The 22,190-nt window shown below is 37.0% G+C and carries 19 protein-coding genes and 2 pseudogenes; 17 read left to right on the top strand and 4 right to left on the bottom strand.

What is annotated here, in order from left to right; translation table 11 throughout:
* Window positions 1-60 precede the first annotated feature (60 nt).
* The 3 genes and pseudogenes from HXT46_RS04455 (at window position 61) to HXT46_RS04445 (ending at window position 1,502) form a co-directional block, all read left to right on the top strand.
* On the top strand, window positions 61-1,215 hold the full coding sequence (locus HXT46_RS04455; protein WP_421785727.1) for a hypothetical protein: 1,155 nt from the start codon (window positions 61-63) through the stop codon (window positions 1,213-1,215).
* Window positions 1,216-1,276: 61 nt separating this feature from the next.
* Window positions 1,277-1,360: pseudogene (locus HXT46_RS04450) on the top strand (toxin-antitoxin system protein); the annotation flags it as partial.
* The gene (locus HXT46_RS04445; RefSeq protein WP_004114756.1) at window positions 1,347-1,502 is read left to right on the top strand and encodes a hypothetical protein; all 156 of its coding nucleotides are present in this window, start codon (window positions 1,347-1,349) and stop codon (window positions 1,500-1,502) included. The pseudogene HXT46_RS04450 and the gene HXT46_RS04445, both read left to right, overlap by 14 nt.
* A gap of 255 nt (window positions 1,503-1,757) precedes the next feature.
* On the opposite strand, the gene HXT46_RS04440 is transcribed toward HXT46_RS04445, so the two are convergent.
* Together HXT46_RS04440 and HXT46_RS04435 are read right to left on the bottom strand one after the other, a co-directional pair.
* Entirely contained in the window at window positions 1,758-2,090 is a 333-nt protein-coding gene (locus HXT46_RS04440; RefSeq protein ID WP_101886538.1) for a type II toxin-antitoxin system RelE/ParE family toxin, read from the bottom strand.
* The gene (locus HXT46_RS04435; protein WP_421785725.1) at window positions 2,087-2,392 is read right to left on the bottom strand and encodes a type II toxin-antitoxin system RelB/DinJ family antitoxin; all 306 of its coding nucleotides are present in this window, start codon (window positions 2,390-2,392) and stop codon (window positions 2,087-2,089) included. The genes HXT46_RS04440 and HXT46_RS04435 overlap by 4 nt, the downstream gene beginning before the upstream one ends.
* A 358-nt stretch (window positions 2,393-2,750) precedes the next feature.
* On the opposite strand from HXT46_RS04435, the gene HXT46_RS04430 reads away from it, so the two are divergent.
* The 14 genes and pseudogenes from HXT46_RS04430 to HXT46_RS04365 all read left to right on the top strand — a co-directional run bounded on the left by HXT46_RS04430 (window position 2,751) and on the right by HXT46_RS04365 (window position 19,843).
* Window positions 2,751-3,257, top strand: coding sequence for a GNAT family N-acetyltransferase (locus HXT46_RS04430; RefSeq protein ID WP_004113277.1), 507 nt, complete (start codon window positions 2,751-2,753; stop codon window positions 3,255-3,257).
* Window positions 3,258-3,372: 115 nt separating this feature from the next.
* The gene (locus HXT46_RS04425) at window positions 3,373-4,332 is read left to right on the top strand and encodes a hypothetical protein (RefSeq protein ID WP_421785723.1); all 960 of its coding nucleotides are present in this window, start codon (window positions 3,373-3,375) and stop codon (window positions 4,330-4,332) included.
* A 672-nt stretch (window positions 4,333-5,004) separates the two neighbouring features.
* Window positions 5,005-5,439: a hypothetical protein gene (locus tag HXT46_RS04420; protein ID WP_421785721.1), complete on the top strand. Its 435-nt coding sequence runs from the start codon at window positions 5,005-5,007 to the stop codon at window positions 5,437-5,439.
* Between the two features lie 187 nt (window positions 5,440-5,626).
* On the top strand, window positions 5,627-8,410 hold the full coding sequence (locus tag HXT46_RS04415; RefSeq protein ID WP_421785719.1) for an ATP-binding cassette domain-containing protein: 2,784 nt from the start codon (window positions 5,627-5,629) through the stop codon (window positions 8,408-8,410).
* 43 nt (window positions 8,411-8,453) lie between these two features.
* Window positions 8,454-8,728 (top strand): annotated as a pseudogene (locus tag HXT46_RS04410) (type II toxin-antitoxin system RelB/DinJ family antitoxin).
* A 357-nt stretch (window positions 8,729-9,085) separates the two neighbouring features.
* A complete protein-coding gene (locus tag HXT46_RS04405) occupies window positions 9,086-10,294 on the top strand; it encodes an ATP-binding protein (RefSeq protein ID WP_013399688.1) in 1,209 nt (402 codons plus the stop codon).
* A 338-nt stretch (window positions 10,295-10,632) separates the two neighbouring features.
* Window positions 10,633-10,986, top strand: coding sequence for a DUF1016 N-terminal domain-containing protein (locus HXT46_RS04400; protein WP_004113264.1), 354 nt, complete (start codon window positions 10,633-10,635; stop codon window positions 10,984-10,986).
* Between the two features lie 295 nt (window positions 10,987-11,281).
* On the top strand, window positions 11,282-11,857 hold the full coding sequence (locus tag HXT46_RS04395; RefSeq protein ID WP_004113262.1) for a hypothetical protein: 576 nt from the start codon (window positions 11,282-11,284) through the stop codon (window positions 11,855-11,857).
* Window positions 11,858-13,293: 1,436 nt separating this feature from the next.
* Window positions 13,294-14,400: an ABC transporter ATP-binding protein gene (locus HXT46_RS04390; protein WP_101887921.1), complete on the top strand. Its 1,107-nt coding sequence runs from the start codon at window positions 13,294-13,296 to the stop codon at window positions 14,398-14,400.
* Between the two features lie 10 nt (window positions 14,401-14,410).
* Window positions 14,411-15,190, top strand: a complete 780-nt coding sequence (locus HXT46_RS04385) for a hypothetical protein (protein WP_032834396.1) — start codon at window positions 14,411-14,413, stop codon at window positions 15,188-15,190.
* Window positions 15,187-16,125 (top strand): ABC transporter permease, encoded by a 939-nt coding sequence (locus HXT46_RS04380; RefSeq protein ID WP_004114777.1) that lies wholly within the window; start codon window positions 15,187-15,189, stop codon window positions 16,123-16,125. The genes HXT46_RS04385 and HXT46_RS04380 overlap by 4 nt, the downstream gene beginning before the upstream one ends.
* 421 nt (window positions 16,126-16,546) lie before the next feature.
* Complete coding sequence (locus HXT46_RS04375; protein WP_004113248.1) at window positions 16,547-17,854, top strand: MFS transporter; 1,308 nt, start codon at window positions 16,547-16,549, stop codon at window positions 17,852-17,854.
* A gap of 209 nt (window positions 17,855-18,063) precedes the next feature.
* Window positions 18,064-19,320 (top strand): serine/threonine transporter SstT, encoded by a 1,257-nt coding sequence (gene sstT / locus HXT46_RS04370; RefSeq protein WP_004117528.1) that lies wholly within the window; start codon window positions 18,064-18,066, stop codon window positions 19,318-19,320.
* 100 nt (window positions 19,321-19,420) lie between these two features.
* Window positions 19,421-19,843, top strand: coding sequence for a GNAT family N-acetyltransferase (locus HXT46_RS04365; RefSeq protein ID WP_004113245.1), 423 nt, complete (start codon window positions 19,421-19,423; stop codon window positions 19,841-19,843).
* Between the two features lie 7 nt (window positions 19,844-19,850).
* Here HXT46_RS04365 and epsC read toward each other — a convergent pair whose 3' ends face one another.
* Both epsC and cysK read right to left on the bottom strand, forming a co-directional pair.
* Window positions 19,851-20,708 (bottom strand): serine O-acetyltransferase EpsC, encoded by an 858-nt coding sequence (epsC, locus tag HXT46_RS04360; protein WP_004117532.1) that lies wholly within the window; start codon window positions 20,706-20,708, stop codon window positions 19,851-19,853.
* 139 nt (window positions 20,709-20,847) lie between these two features.
* Window positions 20,848-21,780, bottom strand: a complete 933-nt coding sequence (cysK, locus tag HXT46_RS04355; RefSeq protein ID WP_004117534.1) for a cysteine synthase A — start codon at window positions 21,778-21,780, stop codon at window positions 20,848-20,850.
* Window positions 21,781-22,190: the final 410 nt, after the last annotated feature.

Below are 22,190 nucleotides of genomic sequence, written 5' to 3'. Positions count from 1 at the left end.
AGTAAGAAAAAATAGAAGTATAATTTTCTTTCAGATACTATTTCAGATAGTATTGTTCTTATGGGTAACAGTAGTGAGCTTTCGGCAAGTAACAGTGAAAATGCGTTAGTAGATTTTACTGAAAAACTTCTTGTGGATGTTAAAGATTTTACTAAGAACAACAATAAAGTATTAAGTGTTCCCGTATCTGAATTATTGAATTTTGGATCTGGTTTATCGTCATTAATTCCTGCATGTAATACGGTTACTCAAACAATAACAATTCCTACGGATGGTCTTTATAAGATTGCTAATAAAGCTGCAGGTGATACTCTAAAATACGCAAAAAATGGGAATCTATGGGGATCTTTAAGAAAAGCTGACGGTGGTTCTAGAATGATGCAGATTTCAAAGATGGAGTCTTTGCAAGGTTCTATGAAAACAGCACTTCCGTTTAATCCTGCTCTTTTAATGATGGCTGTGGCTATTTATTCTATTGAAAAAGATATGAAAAAGATTAAAGAGACGCAGGAAAAGATACTTACCTTTATGGAAGTTGAGAATGAGTCACAGATTGAGGCAGATGTTGAGTCATTGATGGGGATTGCTTCTACTTATAAGTGCAGTTGGGATAATGAAATTTCTGTTACGAATAATCATAAGCTTGTTATCGATATTAAGAATCGTGCTAGAAAGAACATTATTGCTTATCAGAAAAAGATTACTGATATTCTTCTGTTAAAGAAGTTTATTGTGTCTAAAAGTAACGTAAATTCGACGTTGTCTGATTTAGGGAAAAAGTTTAAGTATTACAGATTGTCGTTGTATATTTTCTCTCTATCATCTTTGATGGAAATAATGTTAAGTGGTAATTTTTCGGAAGAGTACATTAGTAATGCAGAAAATGAGATAAAGAAATTGTCTGATGACTACTGTGAGAAATTTGAAAAAAGCTCTTTATATTTAGAAAAACTTGGTAATTCGGAAGTGGAAGTCAACGTTGTGAAAGCTATAGGTACTGCTGGTACTGCTGTTGGTAAGCTAATTGGTGGTATTCCTTTAGTTAAAGATGGTTCTGTTGATGAGTTTTTACAAGATAAAGGAAACGGATTACATGAAAATGCTAATGCAATGGGAGCAAAAGCAGTAAAGGAGTTTGCTGTTTTGCGTGATCCGGAAACAAAAGTGTTTGTTGAAAAAATGGAGGATATAACTCAAATTTACAATCGTACTTAGCAAATATGTGTTGATAAAGAAAAAATATATTTGTTGTAAGTCATATATTGTTTCATGTTGTGAGAAAACGTTTAACGCGTTGATGGATAAAGGCTATGATCAGGCGGCTCAAAGTGATAGTTATCCGATAGATGATGTTTTTTAAGAGCTTGAACGATGATTGGCAACCGTGGGGTAATCTTGGTTTTAGAAAAATACGCGTAAAAAATTATTACATTTACTTTTTGGTTGATGAGAATAGAAAAGAAATTCAAATACTCGCGGTTATTTACGTTAGAAGTTACTAGGCTAGGCAACTGGAACAATTGTAATGTAAACGTGTTATTAAGCAGGTCTTAAACCTTTTTGCAATATTTTTCTATCGTTAAAAAGTGCACCCACTATACATAGTGTGCACTTGAAAAGAGTGTAGCCATACTAGGAGTTCTCTAAATCCACGTTGAGACTTATAGTATTGATGTCAAAGGCTGATTAGGTGGGTGCGTTTTATAACGTTCGAAATTACGCTATTTCATTCGTTACTTTTTAGTCCAAATCGCGCATTAGTTGTTTGTGTCGTTAACAATGTTTTCTGTATTTCTGCCTGAGTAGAATATGCGAATAACTGTTACAGTCATTTGGTTTTCGTCTACTTGGTAGAAAACAGTGTAGTTGTCGACTGGAACTCTACGTATTCCTTTAGAACACCACGGCTCCCACTCTACAAGCTGATAGCGCATAGGCATAGTGTTAAGAGAACGTATAGCATGCTTAATGCGGTTGACTTGTTTTTCAGCCGTTTTAGGAACTTGTAAATTAAAGCGAATGTATTCGTATAGCCCAGTGAGATCCAGGAACGCTTGCGGAGAATAAATGACGCTATAGGTTGTGCTCATACGACGTATTCCTTAGCGAAGAATTGGTCTACTTCATCTGCACTATAAGATTTGCCAGTTGAAATAGAGTCGATGCCTTTTTGTAATTCTTTATCCAACTCATCTCTTGTTAAGCTGCCTAAAGCAGTAGGCGTATTAACTGGCAAGCGGAGTTCAAATGGCATGCCTTTTTGTAAAACGATTTGGCTGTAAAGCATTTGGATTGCTGAAGATGGTGTTATTCCAAGTTGGTTCAATATGTTTTCGGCGTTTTCTTTAAGATTTGTATCGATTCTTGCATATACAGCGTTCGTGTTTGTCATTGTGTTGGCTTCCTTTCTGACCTTATTTTACAAAATTCTTGCAAGCATATGCAAGCGAATGAAAGCAAAAGTTTAATCACTATTCAGATTATAGCTTTCCGTTGTTGTATCTTCGGATTCAAACTCAAGCTATTAAGCCAATTTTAAACCTTTTAACGATTACCTTTTTCTATCGTAAAAAGTGCACCCAATATCCATAGTGTGCACTTGAAAAATAAAAAATTTTTCTTTAATAAAGTTTGTATGTATGGTTTTTTTTTAATAGTAATACTATTAAAGCTAAACAGACTATTATTGATTCTAATTTTAATAGAATTGTATTCTTATTAGAATTGCATATTGAGAATAAGAGGAACTTATGAAATTAATTAGACCAGATAGTAAATATATCCAAGGTTATATAGAAGCAAATGAAGAAGACGAAATTTTTAGGCCGAATGCAGAAAGACGTTTTATACACCCTGAGACAATTATAGAGAGTTCTTATAATATTGAACATGGTATAAATTTGCCTGAAAATTATGTTAAAGCTACTACATTTTGGCTGATAGATAATGAAAAATTTATTGGTGAAATTAATATTAGGCATGAATTAAATTCTTTTTTAATTAACTATGGTGGTCACATAGGGTACGAGATTAGACAGTCTGAATGTATGAAGGGCTATGGAACAAAAATGCTTTCTATGGCACTTACATATTGTAAAGAGACTTTGAATCTACATAAAATTCTGATTACGTGTGATGATGACAATATTGGATCCATACGAGTTATAGAAAATAATGGTGGAATTTTAGAAAACAAAGTGAAAAATAGCTTATCAAGAGGAAACGTTACAACAAGAAGGTATTGGATTAATATATAGGAAAAATATTAAATTTTATCTGTACTGACTACTCAATCGTGGCTTAGGACAATTTTTAGACATTTTGTATAATCAAAGCACGATATTCCGTGATTGCATTTTCTGGAGAAAGATGATGAGTGAGACGAATGTAAGGCCAGTGCTTTTCAAGCATGCTTTTTGGGGTCATGTGATTACAGAAACTGTTGCTAGCGTTTGCACGCTTATTATTTCGCTGCTTGTACAGCAGTTCGTAGGGCACAGCGTACTAGGTTGGGAAACTGTGGTCATACTCGCGTTGAGTGTTGTGGTGTTTTCGCTGCTAAGTACAGCGTATCTGCAGTGGGATAGGCATCGTAGACCAGATGACGGATCTGGCGATTTACTCATAGGAATTATCGATTTTGTGCTCAGGCTTCTGGTGACTTCTGGTATTGCTTTATTGCTTGTTTCCAATACTACGTTGCTAAGCATTATTATTGGTGCAGCGGTTACTAGTGTGTTGCTGTTTGTTTTTGAAAAGCCTTGGCAGCCATGTATGACGGATGCGCAATTACAGGAAGCTTCAAAGAAATCGGTTGAGCTTGGCGTTCAAATGCTTGAAGAAGAGCGCGTAAAGCGCGCCGAGGCGAGAAATATGATTGCATTACAGCATGCGAGCGCAGGTAAAACAGGCACTCCTAGAGATGTGTCTTTAACATTTTCCTCGTTAATCGTTGCGAATATGCTGATGGAAGCAGTATATGCTGTTGTCACATTTTTGCTTGCATTGATGCTGCAATGGTGGATGCTGGGTAGTATCGCTGGCTGGCGAACGCTACTCGTCATATTCTTGGGCAATATGCTATTTTCTTGCGCGGCGGCTGCGATTATGGTTCTGATGGGCGCATTGAAGGATGATCAACCGAAATGCCTAACAAAAAGTTGGCCTTTCTTAGTTATTGTTGTACTGCTTCGACTGCTGATTTTTGGTGTTCTCGCTTGGCTTCTTACACCGAGTTTGGTATGGGTGAGCGTAGTTGTTGGCATTGTGCTTACCAATATTGTTCTCGTTATCAAGTGGCATCCACGGAGAAGAACCGCAGTAGCCGCATAAGATTTTATAAGACTGTTTTCTTCTCTTTTGAGCAAAAGACTCTACGTACGTGGAGTGTGTCGTATTGATGTCACGTGTGGATTAGGTGGGTGCATTTTTGCCCTTGTGTAGCAGGGCTTAGCGAGGTCTATCGTTAAAAGGTTTAGCGTGTGGCGGCTTTAGGCTGGGTTCTCGTAGTTTTTGAACGTGTTTTGGCTGTTTCTTACTCGAATGCCTATTGATTTAGTTGCTTATGTTTTGGGGAACAAATCGTCGCAATAATTGTAAAAAAGTTCCCTGCATTATTTGATTTCTCATGGTAATGGCTTGTTGGTTATTCAAGAAAATAGGGTTCCTGAGTTTAAGAAGTTGTTTGTTGAATATTATGAAGGTGAAGATTTGCAGGTAATTGCTTCGTTTATGAGGGAATATTGTTGGAAGCATTAAACGAGCATGATGATATTGATCCTTCTGGTTCTTCTGTTTCGTGAACCTTGCTGTTTATGAAAATTATAGTTTGATAGTGAACGAAGAGATTAGCGTTGATAATCTAGACAAATTAATAAAAAAAATAATATATTTATTAAGACTATTACAGTAATCAGAGTGAATTGTAGATCTTGTTTGCTTAATAATCTGTTTTATGATCATTTGATACAGAGTCGTGTTAGCGAAAAGGAGGCTAGTAGTGTTATGAGAAGTAAAACTATTTTTGGTAAAACCATTTTTCAAAGTTGTCTTGTTGTACTTCTGCTGATAGGTACTCTCTTTTCTCTTGCGGGATGTGCTGACGATGAAGAGAAGGCGGAGCTTGCGTCGTATCATTGGGAAACGGTGGCGGTGTCTCGGGAAGAGTTTCGTATGCCAGAAAACTATATGAATAAGGATGAGTTGTATCTCTTTGTGTCGCGCGATATTCTTGATTCTCACTATGATTTGTCTAAAGTCACTCTTGGAGATAAGCGTATTAAGTTAGTTGACTCATCGTTCAATTTACCTGGTCCAGGGCTTAAAGCTTTATTTTTGGTTGGGAAATTTGATTTAAAAGACAAGTCAGGCTCTGATGTTCTTAAAGTACCAGGGATTAATAAAGCAGGTAATGTTGCTGTAGGTTATAAGAAGAAATAGTAATATTTTGCACTTGATTTGAAGCGTTTCCCTGATGATGAATTAGTTAATGAAACTTGTAGATTAGAGGGTTTGGAATGAATATGTATGTTGGAGGTATATGTTAAATAGGGTTGTATCTCGTTATGATTCGTTCGTTGCTAATCATTAACGTGTAAAAGGTGCTTTAGTATATTTTATAGTTCTTATGCCGCAGGTGTTATCAGTTTTTATTACTGGTTTGATACAGCTTGCTGGAATGTTTCTGCTTATTTATACGATGGGATCGTTGCATTCTGCTTCGACGCTGCTTGAAGGGTTTGTTGCGTTTAAGTTGGCGTTATCTTTCTTCTTACAAGCATTGGGTTTTATTGTTAAAGATCGTTGTGAGATGCTTCTTATAGCTTTGTTTCGTCAGCTTACTTTCCATCGTTTTGTGCGTTTATCTGTTCAGAATAATGATGATGAAACATTGCAGTCTTCGGCATTAACATATCCAAATCAGATAAGTCAGATAGCTTATGGTGTTGATTTTGTGTTATCAATATTGCAGTTTATTATTCTTTTTGCTATCTGTGTTGTTCAATATCACGAGAATAGTATTGTAGCGGTTTTACTATTAGTTCTCTTATGTGTCGGTAATTTGTTCCTTATACGTTGGATTGGCGTATTGTGGAAGAACTATGTGGATTTAGAAGGTAAACGTCGTAATCTTCTCAGTAAAATTATTGATAAACTTCCTCACGCTTCAAGAGTGTATCGTTATAATGTTGGTATTACAGCGATTGAAGATGCACGTAAAGCAGAAGAAAGAGTGCTTTATAAGCGCATATTTCCTCAATTATTTAGTAATATTGTTGAGCAAGGTGGGTTGACATTACTGCTTGCTGGTGTTGTTCTTGTTCATGTAACTATTTTTCCAAATGCGTTGTTTAATGTTGGAATTCTTTTTGCGATTAAATATTTGTATGGTGCCATGCAGAATAACATTGTGAATTATCGCGTGATTCGGCTTGCTCTTCCAATGGACAAGGATTTAGTGCAATTAGAGCAAAATGCTATGAATAATACTCGCTCGGATGCTACTAATATTTCTGATTCTGTTGTGTTTGATAATAAGTTCGCTCTTTTGTCTAAAGAAGCTGGCTCGGCGTTGAATGCGTATGATTCCATTGTTAGCAGTAGTAAAATATTGGTGCCTTGTAATCCTATTATGGCGCAGGGGCTTATTGAAGCTTGGTTTGATATTGCGAGCGATGATACTCGTCGGAAGTACGAAAACTTCTTGCGTTTATTTAATGTGTCGCGTGAGGTCGCGGATAGGTTTTTGCATAATCCTGAAACGTTATCTGTTGGTGAGCGTCAACGCGTGGTGCTTGCTATGGCGTTTGCTCAAGACGTGGAATATTTGGTGCTTGATGACGTGTTTTCTGTGTTAAATCCAGAGCTTCGAGAAACAGTTTCACAAGCCATGCTAAGTTCTCAAGTTCAGCATATTGTTTTATTCGCACGTAACCCAGAGTATATTCCTTGCGTGTTTTATGGTAACAACTCTAAGCAAGTCACGCATAGTGTGGTTGAAGAAAATCATTTTCAGAATACTTGTAGTGATAAAACTATGCAAGCGGATTGTGTGGAATCGAAAATTCCTACAGGTGCAGAATCACGTGGTAAGTTCATTAGAACTGTGCGCGAATTGTTCTCCGCTAGTATTGTTTGTTTGCCTATAGCAACAGTACTCATAGTTCTTGCTGAGTTAATGTTTGTAGAGAATATTGCTACGAACACCAGCTTAAATATGCTTCAGTCTTCTGCATTGCTTGCAAGCTTGCTTATTGTCGTTGGCATTATTGCTCTTAATTTTCCTGTATATGCTGTGCCAATTGTGAGACTTACAAAACTGCATAATCGTTTGATTATGCGTTTGCATAAGTATTCAAATATTGATAATAAAGGTGATGTTTTAGGTAGACTTGGGGATGATTTTTCTGACTTACAGATGAGTATTCCAAGTGCTATTGCACACGTTATTTTTATTATTGTTCAAACAGTAATAGTTCTTGCTATGACAATTGCTGCAGTACCGCAGTACGTATACATAATGATTATTATGGTGCCGTTATCTTGTCTAATATGGTATGCCGGTTCTCGATTACTTAATACGGCTGCGGATAAACAAGCACAATATCGCGATAAGTTCTTAGGAGCATTATCGTCGTTATTATCAACGCGAAGCTTACCACAAGGTGCTATTTTTGATAGTTCGCGCAAGTATTATTATGCTTCGTCAGAAAATAAGTATTGGCAGCGTATGCGTCGTTTTATCAATATTTACACAGTGAGAAATTGCATGATGCAAAGTCTCTCTTTAATATTGGAATTTTCAATACTTTATATGCTTACAGTATCATCAATGAATTTTGCTTCTGCTAGTGCTGTGTTGTATTTTGTGGTAATGCTGTCGTCAAGCTTGGAAAATGTGATTGAAACTTTGCAAGATTCAGGAGTTTTAACCCAGACTGCTCAACGAGTTTTCAGTTTGGAAAATTATGAGCGTAAGCAGCAAGCGTATAAGAGGAATGAATTAGCATACCAGAATCTTAGTAAAACTATTGCTGATAGTGATATTTCTTCAGTTGCTATTATTGGCGCTAGTGGTGCTGGTAAATCAGTATTGTTGCGAGATTGGTTTGATCATAACAATACTCAGAATTGTATGCTGATTGAAGATTACTTATTTGATGATAACGGTGCTATTGTTGCTCCAGATTTCACGTCGCTCACAAAGTGTATTGGTTCTCAGCAGCGAACTGTTGTTATGTTGGATGAGACGTTCAAAAGTGTAACTGATGCTGATGGTTGTAGTGAACGTGAAATAATCGTGCGAGCTATCAGATGTGCTAAAACGAGGAATAACAAGCTTGTAGTTGTGTTGCACGCGCAAACTAATTGTGATGTATTTGATAAAGTGATTAATTTTGATGAATATTAAGAATCCAAAAGTACTGTGAGTTGCGTTCGTTGAGACGTTACTGATGGTGAATGTGAGAATACAGGAAAATATTAAGCAGCAGGCGGAGCAGATTTTGGAAACTATTGGAATTCCTAGGGCTACTGCTATTGACATGTTTTATCGTCAAATCATTCTTAATAACGGTATTCCGTTTTCGCTTACTATTCCAAAGTCTCTTCCAGCGCAAGATGATATGGATGAGAAAACGTTTAACGCGTTGATGGCTAAAGGCTATGATCAGGCGGTTCAAGGTGATAGTTGTCCGATAGATGATGTTTTGAGGAGCTTGAACGCTGATTGGCAGCCATGGGGTAAGCTTGGTTTTAGAAAATTAAACTTTTTAACGATAGCTTTTCCTATCGTTAAAAAGTGCACCCAATATCCATAGTGTGCACTTGAAAAAAGTGTAGCTATACTCGTAAGTTTCCTAAATCTCACGTTTAGAACGTTTGCTTGATGTCACGGGATGTGTATTAAAAGCATACGAATTGCAGACGTTTGAATAAAGATGTTTTATTTTTTTTTTTTAATTATAAAGCCCAAAAGTGAATTTTTAATTTGTTTCGATTATAATAGAAACAACTATAAAAAACAATAAATTTATCGACTATAATCGAAATTGTAAGCAAAGCTGTAATCGAAAGGTGTGAGGATATGTCATATATATTACGTAAAAAATATCTTAATAAGATCAAACCTTTTATTGACAAGCCTATTGTGAAGGTGATTACAGGTATGAGACGAGTGGGAAAGTCCACTTTGTTAAAAATGATTCAATCTGAATTGCTTGTAGACGTTCCTCAAAGTCGTATTATTTATATCAATTTAGAATCAGCTCAATACTTATCTGTGAAAAATGATTTTGATCTGCAGAGATTAATTACGGAACGTAGTCAACAAATCGAAGGTAAAATATATTTTTTCTTTGATGAAATTCAATTAGTTTCTCACTGGGAACGTGTTATAAATGCGCTTAGAGTTGATTATGATTGCGATATTTATTTGACTGGTTCTAACTCAAAATTATTGTCCGGCGAGCTTGCCACCTTGCTTGCGGGGCGTTACGTAAGTTTTGAGGTGCTTCCTTTTACTTTTAGCGAATTCGTGAATTTGTATCAAAGTTTGAATTTAAGCATACAGGAATTATTTCAGCTATATATCAAAATTGGTGGTATGCCTCCTCTTCATTATTTTAATGGGGAAGAGGAGCCGAGTTTTAGATATTTAAACGACATTTATAATACCGTTGTTGTTAAGGATATACTTGAATACAATTCGATCCGAGATGTTGACGTATTTAATCGCATTTTACTTTTTTGTTTAGATAATATTGGACAAAGTTTTTCGGCTAATAGTTTACGTAAATATTTTGTTAGCGAAAATCGTAAAGTTTCAGTTGATACCATTTTGAATTACTTGAATTTTTGCCAAGCGGCGTATCTTCTGAAAAAAGTTCCACGCTATGACAGTGTTGGAAAAAAGTTATTGACGGTTGAGGAAAAATACTATATAACAGATCATGGTTTTAGACAAGCAGTAGGCTTCTCAAACGTTGCGTCAATTGAACGTATTCTAGAAAATATTGTATATATTGAGCTTTTGTCTCGTGGTTTTCAGGTTCAAGTTGGTCGTATTAATAATCAAGAAATCGATTTCATTGCTACTAGACAAGGTGAAACTGAGTATTATCAAGTCTCTTATTTGATGGCTAGCGAAGAGACTCGTAGCCGGGAATTTGGTGTTTATCGATTGGTTAAGGATAATTATCCTAAATTCGTTTTATCTATGGATACAATGAATTTTTCGCAAGAAGGTATTATACACAAATATTTACCAGATTTTCTACTGGAAGATAATGCGTAATCTGCTTGATTTTGCTCTTATGTAGATTATGTTTCGCGATGGCTATTATTAAAAGGTTTAGTCTGCAAGCGTAAGCGCGATGTTTCATTGTTTTCCTTGCGAATTGGCGGATTTTTATTCCGACGTTTGGCGGGATATTAGTACGACGATTGGCTTTGGTTAAAAATGTGGTTGTAGGGACTAAATGTTAAAAGGTTTAGCGTGCTGTGGCTTTAAGCTTACTTCTTGAGATTTTAGATACGATTTTGCTATTTTATCAGTTATAACTTATAAATTATCGATTTTATCATTAAATTTCACTTATAAGCGATGAGTGCTGTGATAAGGATGATGAAAAAGTGTCAACGTTGTTGACACAATTGAGCTGGTCGAATCATTTGAAAATAATATCTGGATCTAAGAGTAAAGAAGAAAGAGAATTCTACATTAACTTAGCTATTAACGAGAATCTAACTCACCGAGAGTTGGTAAGGCAGATGGACAGTGGCTATTATGAGCGTTATATGCTTTCAAATAGTAATAATTTGCCTGCTATACAAAGGGTAAAACAAGAGACGCATAATTTGTTTATGGACAGTTATGTTTTAGAATTTATCCATGCTCCCGAGCTTGGTAATGAAAGAGAATTTCAGAAGTCAATTCTAGAGAATTTGAAGCATTTGGGATTTGTTAATAAATGGCAAACCTTTTAACGTTGCTCGCTTCTATCGTTAAAGCGTGTACTCATTTTGTCAAACATTTGTTTATGTATGGAAATAAAATCCTGTAGATTATCGGATGATTTTTAGCTACAATTATTTTGTAAACTGAATATATGCATTCTTTGTCCATAATTTACATCCCGTCAGTTTTATTAAACTCAAAGATGACTTGTACTACGAGATGAATGAATATTGGGCAGATGATAGCGAATAACAGAGTGAAGATTGAACATGAGAATCGTAGTTGCAATTAGGTAGAGATTAAGTTGTAGAGGAGGTATAAATAATGAAGTATATCAAGCATTATGCTTTTTTGACTATGGTAGTTTGTCTTATACCACTTATTTCAGGTTGTAAGAATCAGAATAGTTTTAGCAATAATAATAGAGAAGTAAAAACAGAAAATCAAAAGTCTGCAAGAAATGAAGGAAATTCAGAAAATAATGAAGATGTTGACTGGAAAGAGATAAGTAAAAATGGTGTTGATGAAACTTTGCTAATAAAAAACATAGATGAAAAGGTTCTCACGTATGTGGCTAAACAATTACAAAATCTATGCGATGAGATTGGTGAAAAGGGGCGCAAAGATAAATTCTATTGGCTGACAGGACAATGGTATAACGATGTAATGTATTCTAAACAATATATTAGTGTCATATTATTAGGTAAAAAAGCAATGAAACCATTGTTCCTAATAATATATAAAAGCAAAGAGGCTGGAATGTATGAATGGGTTTGTAGTAAAGCTTTAGATGAAATATCTGGGTTTGATTTCTCGGGATTAAACAATGGTGCAGGCTGGAGCAATTCTAAAGAATTTTTAAAGGCATTTACCGATAAAATTATTGAACAAAAAAATTAACAACTCTCTGTTTCTAATTGTCTTGGAGTATAAACCAAAAATATTAATCATCCTAGCTTTACGCACTTTTGGACCTATAACCCACATATCAATTGGTAATGTCAAACAAATTCGCGCATAGTTTATGGATATTTACTGATTAGTGTTATAGGAGTACACTATGAAAAGTATAGAGAACGCAAATAGTGTGGTTCACGGTAGAACTTCGTCAGTGCGCAAAATAAGGGATATGTGTCATTTTACGTGAATTAACGACTATTGCGTATCACGAGGTGAGGGATATGAAGAAAAATATGAAGCATCGTGTGTTGGCAGTGTCTAGTGCTGTTTTGTGTGTTGTATCTATGACCTTGAGTGTTACCGTTCTGCCTGCGATGCTTATGCCAACGTAACGAAGAATCCATTGTTTGCTGCTGTTTTGGCTGCTGCTTGTGTAACACTTTTCGCTGGTAAGCGTCGTGGTGTTTCGCGTCATTGCAACAAGTAGTAGCATGTTAAGACTGGACTTTTAGTCTGGTTTTGCTTGTGACTGATTGCCTCACTTCGTGATATTTTTCGCGGAGTGAGGCTTTCTGATATTAATACGGTTGGTATCCTGGTTATATGACAAAAAGTTTACTGATAATGGGATTTCAAGAGGACAGACATTGGCTGATCTGAGGAAAGTTCCGAAGCACAAAGATAATGTGTTTGTGCTCAAACAGGTAGACAGGAAAAAATTTGTAGAGACTCTAGTTGAAGGATTGGAAAAGTTAGATAAAGAAGTGTAAAGATGATGTAATGCATATTGCTGAAATATAGAAGTTATATAGCAATGGACCAAATAAAGATATAGACTTAGCGTCTCATATCGGCTTTACCTTTGCATTCTGCTTCATAACTACTTGAATTGGATGTTGCGTTGCGCTCGCAAACTAATTGTGATGTATTTGATAAGGTGATTGATTTTGATGAATATTAAAAATTGCAAAGTAAGATGCTTCAATAGAGCATAAATGTTATTTTCTATGTGTTAATGTGATAATTGTTACTCAGCAATAGCTCTTTTAGAGTTTTAAGCGTGCTTATATTTGAGTTTTTGACGTAATGCTCGTATAATTTTCCACGTAAAGCACATTTAAGTTTATGAGGTGTTGCGCTATGACTGCCCAAATGATCGCTAATCTTAAGAACGGTTTGAAAGGCATATAAAAGCACATAAAACAGCTTAAGATACATATTCTTTAGCAGTATTAAACACGCATTGCATATGATGTTTGTCATTATGTTTGCACATGCGCGTTGGTTTTTTGCACGTTTTTTTCATGTTGTTGCGTGTTCTTATCGTTCTTGTAAGCAAGCGTTATCTTTTTTATCTAATTAATTTTCATTGTTGAAATTTATTCAATAATAGTAAGAATTAAGCTTTAATAACACGTAAGAACGAAGCAATAATAATGAATAATAATATAGAAAACGCGACTAATAGTCGCGATAACAATAATAAGCAGTCAACTAGCAACTTAATATTGCGCATTGATAATATAACAAGATCTTATTCTCGTGGATTCGGTCGTAAGAAAACAACTCGCCAAGTTTTACATAACGTATCTTTTGATATTCATTCTGGTGAAATATTTTGCTTGCTTGGCCCTAATGGTGCAGGTAAAACAACTACCGTAAAAATTGTTGGTACGTTGTTAGCTCCTGATAGTGGTAGTGTTCGTATTGCCAATATTGATGCTGTGAGTAATCCTCGAGAAGCGCGTAAGCACGTGTCGTTACTTCTTGGAGGTGAGCGAGGATTTTATCAAAGGTTAAGTGCATTAGATAATCTTCGTTATTTTGCTGATCTTTCCGCTGTTCCATATAGGGAGCAAGGAAAGCGTATTCACGATGCTCTTGAGCAAGTCGATTTACTTGATAAAGCTCATGATGCTGTTCAAACTTTTTCAAGGGGAATGTGGCAGCGGTTACATATTGCTCGATCGCTGGTCGCTAGAACGGATCTTATGCTTTTAGATGAGCCTACCACTGGTTTGGATCCTGAAAATGCTAGGAAAGTACGTGAAATTATTCATGCTTTACGAGATCAAGGAATAGCGATTTTGCTAACTACGCATGAGATGAGTGAGGCTGAAAAATTAGCTGATACTGTTGCTGTAATAAATCACGGTAATATTATCGCTCAGGGAAGTGTTCAGCAGTTGGCTTCTTTGCAGCATATCGATCACGTAACAATGTACGCGTATGACGGTGAACTATCAAGCGGAACTCCTAGTGTTAAGGAAGAATTGCAAAAACTTGATGGAGTGCTGTGGTGTGATGTTTTTGAATCACACGGAGTGTTAAATATTACTATCGCGTGGAGTAAAACATTATCTCAAGAACGAAATATTAAAATTCCTGTTGATGGGATTACGCGTTTAGGTGATCGCGCTGCAAGTTTGGAAGAAACGTATCTTGCTATTGTGCAAAATGACAATATTTCTGCACCAAATATTTCTACTTCTTCTGCTGCTACGCCGTCTTCTTCGCCGTCCTTGCTCCCATTAAGTAAGTAGGAGGTTTAATATGAATACTTCTACTCATTCATACGCTTCTGTGATTCGTGGCATGTGGTTTCAGCTTAAAAGTTTAGCGAAAACAACGTTTTTCTTGCAAAATGCGATACTTGCTCCAGTATGTTTTGCGTTGATGAAAATTGTTGCCTACTATGGTTTTTCTCATGATTGTGCTAACTGTCTTAATAATATTTGGGTTGATTCTTCTATAGCTGGATTATGGTCTGCTACAACTACTGCTGTTGGAATTATTGGATACCAGCGTTATTTAGGAACATTACAATATTTAACTTTAAGTGTTATCTCACCTTCTGCAGTGTTTCTTCCTATTGTAGGATCCGCAGCTTTACTTGGGTGCATTGGTATGCCGCTTGCGATTATTACCGTTGCTGTTTTCTGCCATGGGTTCTTTATGATAACATTCACGCAGCTAGTTGGATACTTACTTTCTATGCTCGCTTGCGTAGCTTCTGCTGCATTATTATCTGGAATTTTTATATTATGCCGTAAAGCTACAGTTTATGAAGGTTTGATTTTAATTCCTGTATGGATGCTTTGTGGAATAGTAATCCCTGTAGAATCAATGCCATTGCCTGCTCGCATTATTGCGTTTATTCATCCGCTTACGTCTGCAGTGTGGGTGGCTCATGCGCAATCGTTTAATGCTACTACTGTGTTAGCAATTGTGTTATGTGTTGTATTATCCAGCGTTTTGCTTGTTATTGCAGGTTTTATGTTACGTCATGCTATTCGACTTGCAACGCTTAATGGGAGTTTAAACATAATATGATACGAAATAATAATCAGGTTGAAACTATGCGAAATAAAATTATTCAAAATAGTAAGTGCGCTAGATTGCATCAATATAATCAATATTCTCAGTATGGTCACGTGAGCGTGTTATCTAGTATACGAACTGGTGCAAGAGTGAGTATACAGAGTATACCTAGCTTAAATAGTTGGAATACTGCTGTTATTCGTATGATTATTGAGCCTCTTTTATCCACGTTCTTATACGTTTTTCTAGCTGGAGCTGTAAGTGGAGGATTCAATGGAACAGCTAGTGCTGCAATTAGCGCGGGTTTTAATCATAGTTTGATTGCTTCAACTCTTGCTGCTGTGATGGGAGCGTGTTCTATTTCCACAAGTATGACTGTGTCAGAAGCACTAGCATGGGATCGTTTTGAAGGCACAACACCATTCGTGCTTACAAGCGCAAAAGTTGCATTACCATTATGGTTAGGTCGTATTATTGCGCTCTTGACTATTTCTTTAGTGAGTGATGCTGTGACTTTGTTTATAACAATGCTTGTAGTAAGCCCAAGTGCTTTCTTGATGATTAATATGAGTGCGTTGATGCTGTTGTTCCTTATTGTTCCTGTTGCTTCTACGGGATTTGGTATTGCTATAGCTGCTATAAGCATGATGATGAATGATGTTTATACTATTTCTAACGCGCTTAGTGCAATACTTCCTATTGTTTGTGGTGTGATTGCTCCGATTAGCGTATTTCCTAAGATGATGCAATACGTGTTATATGTGATTCCAGTAACTCATGTTACTCAAGTATCGCGTAGTATAGTTGATGGTTCTGTAAATGTTGGCGTATCGCTACTTGTGATTCTTGTTGTTGGCATGTTATGGGCAATTGTTGGTGTGATCATATGGAATGTTGGTGTGGCGGTTCAACAGCGTAAAGGTACTTTAACCAATATAGGGTTTTAGCTGATAAATATGGGATTTAGTTAATTATATAAGGATTAGATTCGCTGGTGTGGAGTGGGTGTAATGCTAGTGGCATGTTGATTATTGCGTAAGATTGTTCAGCAAGCTACCAAGCTAATCTTAAACTTTTTAACGATTACCTTTTTCTATCGTTAAAAAGTGCACCCACTATCCATAGTGTGCACTCAAAAAAGTGTAGAAATACTCATGTGCGATAATAACGCAATTTTTGCTTTTTTTTTAAACAAGAGTATAGTGATATCAAATTTACTAAATAAGCTATTGGATTTGTGTAATTTGTAGTGAATTATTTAAGTTTGATAGCGATTTGTGAGTAGTTGTGTAAGTTTGCCTGTAAGTTTGCGTAAACTTGCATTATGATTTGCGATTTTGAAAGAGTTTTAGAGGAGAGTTGGTTGCTGTGAAGTCAATATTTAGCAAGAATAATATTTTTATTCGTATGAGATCTATTAGCCCAGCATTGCGATGGGCGCTGGTTGGCTTCTGTTTTTCTATGCTCGGTAACCAAGCGTATGAAGGCTCGGTTTTGCCTTCTATTATTATTGTGGGCTTGCCGGCTTGGGTGATTGGTTTTCGTAAGACTTTTATGACGGTTGCCGATTTTCTTTCGCCATGCTCTGGTTGGATAGTTGATAAGCTTGGCGGTTTTCGCGCTCTTGCTATGACTGAAGGCGTAGAAGGCGTGCTCAGTTTACTACCGCTTCTTATGCTTGGATCTCCTGCGTGGAAGTGGTCGCTTGTAGCTCTTTCTTGCGCATTGTTGATTACAGGTCAAGTGATTGACATTGCTAGCGAAGTTTTCGAGGTTGATGCTGCAGGCGGCGATGACGGTATGATTGTCAACTACAGCGGCATTGTTAGTATTTTGGCAAGTATTACAGGAACCTTGCTCGGCTCTCCGCTTGGATCTTGGATTGCAAGCTGGTCGATTCCTGCGGTTTTGATTTTCTCGTCCGTCACTTCTTTTGCGGCTTGTGCTACGCGATTTATTATGAAACAAGACATTGCGCAAGCGTCTTGCGAAATAGAGGAAAAAGCGCAAGCGTCTAATGAAGTAGAAGAAACACCGCAAGATGTAGAGGAAGCGTCGAAAGAATCGAAAGAAAATCAAGAAAATGATGTTGATTCCAAATCTGCATCTAATAAATCTGCGAATCCATTACTAAAGAGTAAAATCATGCTTCTTGCTGGATCTCTTTTGGTTGCTTTTATTCCTGCATGCTCTGTTTCCTATATTCTTCTTGGTCTAGGTAAGCAATATGGCTCTAAATCTTTAACAATACTGTATATTTTCACTGGTGTAGGAAGCGTGCTCGCATCCGTTTTGTATGCGCATTCGTCTCAAAAGCTCGGTTTAAGAAAAGTGGCGATTTTAGGTATTGCTGTGAGCTTGCTTGCTTATTGTCTTATGTTTATTAATCTTTTGCCAATGATGTGCTTTGCATTCTTACTTGAAGCGATTGGCGGAATGCTACTAGTAGAGCCGATTATTGTTGCGCGTCAGATTCTGTTTAAGGGGAGTGCTCTCGCTAAGTTTTCTGGTTGGGCGCGCCTCGCGTTTGCGATTGGTGCTACTACTGGTTCTTGGATTGGATTTGCATTCTCATCGGCGTTCCAATGGCAGCTTTTGCCTATACTCGCGCTGATTTTCACAGCAGGATTGCTTGTTGTTTTGCCTCAATTACCCAATACGAGTTATGCAGATTAGATGATTTGCGCTGCAGAATATATGAAGTTTATATGTGATTAATAAGTGTTATCTTCTAAGCAAAAGGCATTGTTAAATTGCTAGAACTTAACGATTTGCATATATATGCATGCGTGTGTATAATATGTAAAAATAGAAGATCTTGCGAGTATGAATACAAATAAAAGAGTATAAAATATTCTGCACAAACTAAATTACAGGAGACTCTCATGCACAAGATTATTCAAAAGTGGAATAACATTGACCTTATTCTGCGTATTGTCATTGGTCTTTTTCTTGGCGCTGCACTTGGTCTTTTTGTGCCAGCTCACGTTTACGTGTTAGATCTTATTGGAAAGCTGTTTGTGAGCGCACTTAAATCCGTTGCGCCTATCTTGGTATTTTGCCTTGTGATTGGAGCGCTTGCAAAAGCAAAAAGTGTTGGAAACATGAAGCTTGTAATCGTGTTGTATGCGATTTCTACTTTCACTGCAAGCCTTATAGCTGTATGTGCAGCTATGATTTTCCCTGTTGACTTCACTTTTGCGCATGTTGAAGCAGCATCTTCACCATCTCCTCAAGGAATCGGTGAAGTTCTTAATTCTCTTGTGTTAAATATTGTGGTAAACCCTGTAGACGCTCTTGCTAAGGGAAACTTTATTGGTATTTTATTCTGGGCAATTGCTTTCGGTGTAGCGCTTCGTTTGGCTGAGCCTTCCACTAAAGCATTCTTTGATAACGTTTCGTCTGCTATTGGAAAAATTGTTCACTGGATTATTAACGCAGCGCCTTTTGGCATTATGGGTCTTGTTTATACAACAGTGGCAAGCAATGGTCTTCGTATTTTTAGTGAATACGGTTCCGTTATTGCTTTATTAGTATGCACTATGGCTGTTGTTGCTTTGATTGTTAATCCAATTTTGGTTTTTGCTCTCACTGGCAAGAATCCGTATCCTCTTGTATTGCGAACGTTGCGCGATTCGGGAGTTACAGCGTTCTTTATGCGTTCTTCTGCTGCAAATATCCCTGTAAACATGAATTTGTGCGAAAAACTCGGTTTTAACAAAGACAATTACTCAGTTTCTATATCGCTTGGATCAACCATTAATATGAGTGGTGCTGCTATAACGATTTCGATTATGGCTTTGTGTGCTGCTCACACTCTTGGGATTTACGTTGATATTCCAACAGCTGTGATTTTGTCTGTGCTTTCTGCAGTTAGCGCTGCAGGCGCGTCTGGTGTTGCTGGTGGTTCGCTTTTGCTTATACCTCTTGCGTGCTCATCGTTTGGTATTTCAAACGATATTGCTATGCAAGTAGTTGCTATTGGTCTTATTATTGGCGTGATTCAAGATTCGTGCGAAACTGCGCTTAACTCTTCCACAGATGTTCTCTTTACGGCAGTTGGCGAATATCGCATGTGGCAGCGTGCAGGTCTTAAGTTTAAGATGGGCAAGGATCACGAGCCAGTGCAACTTAAAAAGTAGCTGTTTTAGCTGTTGTTAAGTATTATTATTAGTGCGCGTTCTTCCGTTTTTACGTTTTAGATCGCGCACTTTTGTTATGTTTTGCGAGGTGTTGTTGTAAATGAATCTAGCAGATGTTCAACTAAAAGAGTACGAAAAATATAATAGCAAAGATATTTTAAGACTATATGATTCTGTTGGTTGGTCTTCGTATACAGATGATTTAGTTGCTTTAGAAAATGGCTTTAACAATTCACTCAAGGTTTTAGCTGCGTATAAAAATGATGAGCTAGTTGGAATTGCTAGAGCTGTTGGTGACGGATATACGGTTGTTCTTATTCAGGATATTCTTGTTTTGCCAGAGTATCAAAGGCAGGGAATAGGCTCTGCTTTGTTAAATGCGATTGTGGATTTTTACCCTAATGTTCGTCAAATTCAATTAACCACGGATTGTACTGAAAAAACTATTGCTTTTTATAAATCTGCTGGTTTTATTGAGTTATCAGAAATCGAGTGCTGCGGTTTTATAAAAGACAGAGCATGATTGCGTATTAGGCTTTAGGAAAGTGGTAGGTTGTGTTTGCAGGAATACTGCGGTTAATCCACGCGTTTGCTGCGATTATACTTCCGCTTCCTATTGTGGTTTCTCCGCCTAAGATTGTTGCGTTTGCGTAGATTACTACGTTATCGCCAATATTTGGATGCCGCTTTCCGCCTTTTATAGGATTTCCATCCTCGTCTAGCGCAAAACTTTGTGCACCCAGCGTTACGCCTTGGTAAAGCTTAACATGCTCGCCGATTACAGTTGTTTCGCCAATTACAATGCCAGTTCCGTGATCAATGCAAAAATATGCGCCAATTTTTGCTCCTGGATGAATGTCGATTCCAGTTCTTCTGTGTGCATATTCGCTCATAAGTCTAGGAATTAGCGGTACGTTAAGTTCGTATAGTGCGTGAGCTGTGCGGTGAATAAGCATCGCATAAAAACCAGGGTATGCGAGTGTGACTTCTACTTTGCTTGTGCAAGCAGGATCGCCTTCATACATGGCTTGAATATCTGTTAAAAGTAACTTTTTAATTGTAGGAAGAGTATTTATAAATTGATTGCAAGTTTCTCGAATTTTAATTGTGTTGCTTGTGTAGCATTGAAGTTCGTGGAATATAATGCGTTCTATAGTGTCTAATGCGTTTGAAGTAACGGTATTTAAACTAGCGTTAGTATTCAAACTAGCGTTGAGTTGTGTAGCCTCGTTGCTTTCATTGCGCACATGCAACTCAGGCAAAAGTAGAGCCTGAGTCGCATGTATGAGCGCAATAATATTTCGGTAATTAGGTATGAATGTAGCTTGTCTTATGTCTGAATCGTAAATTGAGTTTAGTTGATTTATAAGATCAAGGCGATCATTCATACATTTCTCCCGTTATTTTTGATATTTTCTTTATTTTATAGTTTTGATCATTATCTAATAATGTTATTTATTATCCATTTATTATCCATATATTATTTAATCAAAACTTGCGTATTTACAGTAGTGCTCCTAAATGTAGTTAGTCTTCAAATAATGCTGTAGACAAGTATCGATCTCCTGAATCGGGAAGTATTGCAACAATGGTTTTACCGCTGTTTTCTTCTCTTTTTGCTTCTTGGATTGCTGCCCAGATTGCAGCTCCAGAAGAAATACCCACGAGAACGCCTTCTTTTTTGCTTATAAGCTTGCCGCTTTCGATTGCGTCTTCATTTGTTACGTGAATAATGCGATTGTAAATGTTTTGGTTGAGCACATCTGGCACGAATCCTGCGCCGATTCCTTGAATCTTGTGCGCTCCTGGCTTGCCGCCTGCGAGCACAGGGGAGTCGGCTGGTTCTACTGCGATTACTTCCAGATGTGGATTTTGCTCTTTTAAGTATGTGCCAGTACCAGTGATTGTGCCGCCTGTTCCAACGCCAGCAATGAGCATATCCACGTTTCCGTCAGTGTCTTGCCAAATTTCTGGACCTGTTGTGTTGTAGTGCGCGTGTACATTTGCTTGATTGGTAAACTGTCCTGGAGTCCACGCGTTTGGCGTGTTTTCAACGATTTCCTTCGCTTTGGCAATTGCGCCTTTCATTCCTTCTGCAGCTGGGGTGAGCACGAGTTCGGCGCCGTATGCTTTCATAAGTTTTCTGCGTTCAATAGACATGCTTTCTGGCATAACAATAATGCTTTTGTATCCTTTTGTTTGAGCAATCATTGAAAGACCAATGCCAGTATTTCCAGAGGTTGGCTCAACAATTACTGAGCCTGGTTTAAGCGTGCCTTCGGCTTCTGCTTCTTCAATCATCTGCTTTGCAATTCGGTCTTTTACAGAGCCTGCTGGGTTGAAGTATTCGAGTTTTACAAGGATTTTTGCTGCTAGATTATACTCTTTTTCAATGTGCGTAAGCTCCATAAGTGGAGTGTGGCCTACGAGTTCTTGCACGGACTTGTAAATATTAGACATAATATTTCCCCTTACTTGTTTGTTGTTTTACTTGTTTGTTTTTGTTTTGTTTGATTTGTTTTTAATTTTTAAAAAATGATTTTATTAATAAAGCGACTATTGCTTTATTAGTTGTTTCTAAAGATGCCATTTATCTGTTTAATATCTAATCCGTATTAAATTGTTATCTTTTCAACGTCTTATATTCGATTTTTGGCATAAAAAAAGAAACAGCGCGCTGTTTCTTGAATCGTAATTTGCTGTGTTTTAACGTAAATGCTTTTTAACACAGGCTAGATGATGCATACTTAGTGCTTGCAAACATCATTTCGATTAAGAAATGCGCAACAGCATACGTTACAACAACAATTTGTCATCATATTTGTATGATACATGCGCACTCCTTTACTAGTAGAAATGGTGATAAGTGA

Source organism: Gardnerella sp. DNF01204, from assembly GCF_049244145.1.
Taxonomy (GTDB): Bacteria; Actinomycetota; Actinomycetes; order Actinomycetales; family Bifidobacteriaceae; genus Bifidobacterium; species Bifidobacterium vaginale.
This window is presented reverse-complemented; position numbering and strand designations above follow the sequence as displayed.

What these genes read in the sequence shown, in the direction of transcription:
- HXT46_RS04365 (WP_004113245.1), top strand. Translation starts at nt 19,421, where the DNA reads ATGAATCTAGCAGATGTTCAACTAAAAGAGTACGAAAAATATAATAGC.
- HXT46_RS04440 (WP_101886538.1), bottom strand. Translation starts at nt 2,090, where the DNA reads ATGAGCACAACCTATAGCGTCATTTATTCTCCGCAAGCGTTCCTGGAT.
- HXT46_RS04415 (WP_421785719.1), top strand. Translation starts at nt 5,627, where the DNA reads ATGCCGCAGGTGTTATCAGTTTTTATTACTGGTTTGATACAGCTTGCT.
- HXT46_RS04435 (WP_421785725.1), bottom strand. Translation starts at nt 2,392, where the DNA reads ATGACAAACACGAACGCTGTATATGCAAGAATCGATACAAATCTTAAA.
- HXT46_RS04455 (WP_421785727.1), top strand. Translation starts at nt 61, where the DNA reads ATGGGTAACAGTAGTGAGCTTTCGGCAAGTAACAGTGAAAATGCGTTA.
- HXT46_RS04425 (WP_421785723.1), top strand. Translation starts at nt 3,373, where the DNA reads ATGAGTGAGACGAATGTAAGGCCAGTGCTTTTCAAGCATGCTTTTTGG.
- HXT46_RS04430 (WP_004113277.1), top strand. Translation starts at nt 2,751, where the DNA reads ATGAAATTAATTAGACCAGATAGTAAATATATCCAAGGTTATATAGAA.
- HXT46_RS04420 (WP_421785721.1), top strand. Translation starts at nt 5,005, where the DNA reads ATGAGAAGTAAAACTATTTTTGGTAAAACCATTTTTCAAAGTTGTCTT.
- HXT46_RS04395 (WP_004113262.1), top strand. Translation starts at nt 11,282, where the DNA reads ATGAAGTATATCAAGCATTATGCTTTTTTGACTATGGTAGTTTGTCTT.
- cysK (WP_004117534.1), bottom strand. Translation starts at nt 21,780, where the DNA reads ATGTCTAATATTTACAAGTCCGTGCAAGAACTCGTAGGCCACACTCCA.
- epsC (WP_004117532.1), bottom strand. Translation starts at nt 20,708, where the DNA reads ATGAATGATCGCCTTGATCTTATAAATCAACTAAACTCAATTTACGAT.
- HXT46_RS04445 (WP_004114756.1), top strand. Translation starts at nt 1,347, where the DNA reads ATGATGTTTTTTAAGAGCTTGAACGATGATTGGCAACCGTGGGGTAAT.
- HXT46_RS04380 (WP_004114777.1), top strand. Translation starts at nt 15,187, where the DNA reads ATGATACGAAATAATAATCAGGTTGAAACTATGCGAAATAAAATTATT.
- HXT46_RS04390 (WP_101887921.1), top strand. Translation starts at nt 13,294, where the DNA reads ATGAATAATAATATAGAAAACGCGACTAATAGTCGCGATAACAATAAT.
- HXT46_RS04385 (WP_032834396.1), top strand. Translation starts at nt 14,411, where the DNA reads ATGAATACTTCTACTCATTCATACGCTTCTGTGATTCGTGGCATGTGG.
- sstT (WP_004117528.1), top strand. Translation starts at nt 18,064, where the DNA reads ATGCACAAGATTATTCAAAAGTGGAATAACATTGACCTTATTCTGCGT.
- HXT46_RS04405 (WP_013399688.1), top strand. Translation starts at nt 9,086, where the DNA reads ATGTCATATATATTACGTAAAAAATATCTTAATAAGATCAAACCTTTT.